This is a genomic window from Amycolatopsis sp. NPDC021455, from assembly GCF_040640995.1.
Taxonomy (GTDB): domain Bacteria; phylum Actinomycetota; class Actinomycetes; order Mycobacteriales; family Pseudonocardiaceae; genus Amycolatopsis.
Genome location: NZ_JBFACT010000152.1, coordinates 1 through 4,324, shown reverse-complemented (window position 1 = coordinate 4,324; position 4,324 = coordinate 1). Strand labels below are relative to the sequence as shown.

Sequence of the window (4,324 nt, the reverse complement as noted above, 5' to 3'; positions counted from 1 at the left end):
CGCGGTAGCCCTCGAGATCGAGGGCTCTGACCAGCGACTCCCGGATGGCGCGGTCGTCGTCGGCGAGCAGGACGCGGTGCGGCATGGCCGCCATCGTGCCTCCGGCGGCTCCGCGGGGCTTGGTCAGCCCTTTCGAGCCCGGACCTTCGCCAGCCGGGTCGCCGCGAAGAGGGCGGCCACCGCGACCGCGCCGAGGGTCGCCAGGAGGCGGTTGACGTCGACCGCCGGTTCCCAGCGGAGCTTGCCGTCCTTGATGACATAGGCACCGACCGGCTTGGCCGACAGGCCGAAGCCGCCGCCTTCGCCGGAACGGCCCTTCTGATCGCGGCTGTCGCCGCCACCACCGCCGGTGCCGACGGCCGACGCCACGATCACCGTGACGCCGTCGGCCTCGTACGGCTCGCCGTAGACCATCCTGGTCTCCAGCCCGTCCTTCGCCTTCGCGAGCAGTTCGTCGACCTTCATGCGGCGAAGTCTCACCGCCGTCCGCGCGGCAGCCACAGAGCCGATGGTCCCCTGCGCGGGTGACCGAGGACCCCGGGGCCGGTGGCGTTCGCCAGCGGTGCCGGCCACCCTCCCGCGATTTGCTGGTCGCACACGAAATCAGCGACCCCGGAGGCCGTCATGGCGTACCGTCCCCCGCTGGCCGAGCTCGGGCTGAACACCGGCAAGAAGACCCGGCTGCACCGCATCCTGCACGAGCACGGCCTCCGCAACGGCACCGCGTTCTTCCTGCCCTACGACCAGGGTCTCGAGCACGGTCCCCGCGACTTCTTCGCCAACCCGGCCGCGAGCGACCCCAAGTACATCCTCAAGCTCGCGCTGGAGGGCGGCTTCAACGGCATCGCGATCCAGATCGGGCTGGCCGAGAAGTTCTACTGGGACTACGCGGGCGAGCTGCCGCTGGTGCTGAAGCTCAACGGCAAGACCGAGATCCCGTCCGACGCCGAGGCGCTGTCCCCACTGCACGGCAGTGTCGAGGACGCGGTCCGGCTGGGCGCGGACGCGGTCGGCTACACCCTCTACGTCGGGACTCCCGCGCAGGAGCAGGACTTCGCGCAGCTGCGGCAGGTCCGCGCCGACGCCCACCGCCTGGGCATGCCGCTCATCGTCTGGGCCTACCCGCGCGGCTCGGCCATCGACGCCAAGGGCGGCCGCGACTCCTTCTACGCCGTCGACTACGCCGCCCGGACCGCGTGCGAACTCGGCGCCGACGTCGTCAAGGTCAACTTCCCGCATCCGGCGAAGATCGACAACGTCCCGGGCGCCTACGCCCGGGAGATCACCAGCCAGGAGGCGATCGACGCGGTCGTCCGCTCGGCCGGGCGGACGCTGCTGCTGGTGTCGGGCGGCAGCAAGGCCGGCGACGACGCCATGCTGGAGAAGGCCCGCGAGTCGATGGAGGCCGGCGCGACCGGGCTGATCTTCGGCCGCAACGTCTGGCAGCGCGACCACGACGAGTCCCTGCGGTTCGTCTCGGCGCTGCGCGACATCCTCGCCAAGTACCCGAGCGCATGAGCACGACCGAGGTCCGTATCCACGGTCGCGGCGGCCAGGGCGTGGTGACCGCGGCCGAGCTGCTGTCGGTCGCCGCGTTCACCGAAGGGCGGCACGCGCAAGCGTTCCCCAGCTTCGGCTCCGAACGCACCGGCGCGCCGGTGGTCTCGTTCTGCCGGATCTCCGACGCGGTCATCCGCACGCGGGAACCGATCGTCGCGCCGGACGTGCTGATCGTCCAGGACGCCACGCTGCTGCACCAGGTGAACGTCTTCGAAGGCTTCGGTCCCGACGGTTACCTGCTGATCAACTCCGCCCGCGGCTTCGCCGAACTGGGGCTGGCGGAGTTCACCGAAGGGTTCCGGCCGGAGCGGCTGCTCGTCGTCCCGGCGACCGAGCTGGCCCGCGAGCACCTCGGCCGCCCGGTGCCGAACGCCGCGCTGCTCGGCGGGTTCGCCGCTCTCACCGGGATCGTCGGCCTCAAGAGCGTGCTGTCCGCCATTTCCGGCCGGTTCCACGGCCCGGCGGTCGAAGGCAACCTCGCCGCGGCAACCGTGGCCTACGAATTCGTGCGCGCCGAGCGGGAGGAGCTGGCCGGTGCTCAGGCAGATTGAAGGATCCCGGGCCGTCGCCGAAGCGGTCGCGCTGTGCCGTCCCGAGGTCGTCTGCGCCTACCCGATCTCGCCGCAGACCCACATCGTCGAGGGCCTCGCCGAGCTGGTGAAGTCCGGCGCCCTCACGCCGTGCGAGTTCGTCAACGTCGAGTCGGAGTTCGCGGCGATGTCCGTCGCGATCGGCGCGTCCGCGGCCGGGGCGCGGGCCTACACCGCGACCGCCAGCCAGGGCCTGCTCTACATGACCGAGGCGGTGTTCAACGCCGCCGGGCTCGGCCTGCCGATCGTGATGACCGTGGCCAACCGCGCGATCGGGGCGCCGATCAACATCTGGAACGACCAGAGCGACAGCATGGCCCTGCGCGACGCCGGCTGGATCCAGCTCTACGCCGAGACCAACCAGGAAGCCGCGGATCTGCACGTCCAGGCGTTCCGGATCGCCGAGGAGCTGTCCACGCCGGTGATGGTGTGCATGGACGGCTTCGTACTGACCCACGCATGGGAACAAGTCGACATTCCGGACCAGGACCAGGTCGACGCCTTCCTGCCACCGTACGAACCCCGCCAGGTGCTCGACCCGGCCGAACCCTCGTCGATCGGCGCGATGGTCGGTCCGGAGGCCTTCACCGAGGTCCGCTACCTCGGGCACGCCCGCCTGATGGCCGCGCTCGACGTCGTCCCCGATGTGGCTGATCGCTTCGCCGAGGCGTTCGGCCGCAACTCCGGCGGGCTGACCCGCTCGTACCGCACCGAAGACGCCGAGACGATCGTCATCGCGCTCGGCTCGGTCCTCGGCACACTGAAGGACACCGTCGACGAACTGCGCGAAGAAGGCCTGCGCGTCGGCGTGCTGGGCGTGACGTGCTTCCGGCCGTTCCCCGCCGACGCGGTGCGCGCGGCCATCGGGCACGCGAGACGCGTTGTCGTGCTGGAACGGGCTTTCGAACCGGGCGTCGGCGGGATCGTCACGCAGAACGTCGTGGCCGCGGCCCCGGCTGCCGAGGTCCACGCCGTCATCGCGGGACTGGGCGGCCGGGCGATCACGAAGAAGTCCCTGCGCCGGGTGCTGCGGTCCGCGGATCGCCTGCCGCCGTTGAGCTTCCTCGACCTCGACCACTCGCTGATCGACCGCGAGCTGGGCCGCCTCGCCGCGAGCCGCCGGTCGGGGCCGACGGCCGAAAACCTCCTGCGCGACCTCGGTGCGGTCGCCTCGCGAATCGGGTGATGAGCATGGCGGTGACGCCGATCAAGTTCTACCAGACCGGCAGCTTCGCGGTCGGTGGCCGGCTGCTCGGTGCGGACCAGCGCAGCGTGCAGTCCGACCGGCAGCGGATCAACTCGATCGACTGCGGTCACCGGGCGTGCCAGGGCTGCGGCGAAGCGTTGGGTGCCAGGTACGCGCTCGACGCGGCGATGCGCGCGACCGGCAACCGGATGGTCGCGGTGAACGCGACCGGCTGCCTGGAGGTCTTTTCGACGCCGTATCCCGAGACGTCGTGGCGGATCCCGTGGCTGCACTCGCTGTTCGGCAACGCCCCGGCGGTGGCCACCGGGGTGGCGGCGGCGATGAAGGCCAAGGGCCGCACGGACGTCCGCGTGGTCGGGCAGGGCGGCGACGGCGGGACCGTGGACATCGGCTTCGCCTGTCTCTCGGGGATGTTCGAGCGCGACGACGACGTGCTCTACATCTGCTACGACAACGAGGCGTACATGAACACCGGCGTCCAGCGCTCCGGCGCGACGCCGCCGGCCGCCCGCACGGCCACCACCCCGGCGGTCGGTGCGGAGCCGGGCGCGGTGTTCGGGCAGGGCAAGAACGTGCCGATGATCGCGCTGGCGCACGAGATTCCCTACGTGGCGACGGCGACCGTCGCGGACCTGCGGGACCTCGAGGCGAAGGTGACGCGGGCGATGGAGTTCCGCGGGGCCCGGTACCTGCACGTGCTGGTCCCGTGCCCGCTCGGCTGGGGCAGTGCCTCGCACGACACGATCCGGATCGCCCGGCTGGCCAAGGAAAGCGGGATCTTCCCCGTGTTCGAAGCGGAAGCCGGGGAGATCGTCGCGACCTCGAAAATCCGGCACCGGGTGCCGGTCGAGGACTACCTGCGGCGGCAGGCCCGGTACGCGCACCTGTTCGGCGACCCGCCGCGCACCGACGTGATCGGGAAGATCCAGGCGCTCGCCGACCGCAACATCCGCCGGTTCGGCCTGCT

The 4,324-nt window shown here is 71.3% G+C and carries 5 protein-coding genes; 4 read left to right on the top strand and 1 reads right to left on the bottom strand.

Going from position 1 to position 4,324, the window contains the following annotated elements:
- Nucleotides 1-123: 123 nt before the first annotated feature.
- Complete coding sequence (locus tag AB0G28_RS49180) at nt 124-465, bottom strand: spore germination protein GerW family protein (protein WP_361106588.1); 342 nt, start codon at nt 463-465, stop codon at nt 124-126.
- Nucleotides 466-624: 159 nt separating this feature from the next.
- On the opposite strand from AB0G28_RS49180, the gene AB0G28_RS49175 reads away from it, so the two are divergent.
- The 4 genes from AB0G28_RS49175 to AB0G28_RS49160 all read left to right on the top strand — a co-directional run.
- Nucleotides 625-1,518: a fructose-bisphosphate aldolase gene (locus AB0G28_RS49175; protein ID WP_361106585.1), complete on the top strand. Its 894-nt coding sequence runs from the start codon at nt 625-627 to the stop codon at nt 1,516-1,518.
- Complete coding sequence (locus tag AB0G28_RS49170; protein WP_361106582.1) at nt 1,515-2,111, top strand: 2-oxoacid:acceptor oxidoreductase family protein; 597 nt, start codon at nt 1,515-1,517, stop codon at nt 2,109-2,111. The genes AB0G28_RS49175 and AB0G28_RS49170 overlap by 4 nt, the downstream gene beginning before the upstream one ends.
- On the top strand, nt 2,095-3,336 hold the full coding sequence (locus tag AB0G28_RS49165; RefSeq protein WP_361106579.1) for a transketolase C-terminal domain-containing protein: 1,242 nt from the start codon (nt 2,095-2,097) through the stop codon (nt 3,334-3,336). The genes AB0G28_RS49170 and AB0G28_RS49165 overlap by 17 nt, the downstream gene beginning before the upstream one ends.
- Nucleotides 3,336-4,324 (top strand): thiamine pyrophosphate-dependent enzyme (locus AB0G28_RS49160; RefSeq protein ID WP_361106576.1); only part of this gene is annotated, 989 nt, incomplete at its 3' end. The genes AB0G28_RS49165 and AB0G28_RS49160, both read left to right, overlap by 1 nt.

Coding starts and splice junctions, on each gene's coding strand:
- AB0G28_RS49180 (WP_361106588.1), bottom strand. CDS start 465: ATGAAGGTCGACGAACTGCTCGCGAAGGCGAAGGACGGGCTGGAGACC.
- AB0G28_RS49175 (WP_361106585.1), top strand. CDS start 625: ATGGCGTACCGTCCCCCGCTGGCCGAGCTCGGGCTGAACACCGGCAAG.
- AB0G28_RS49170 (WP_361106582.1), top strand. CDS start 1,515: ATGAGCACGACCGAGGTCCGTATCCACGGTCGCGGCGGCCAGGGCGTG.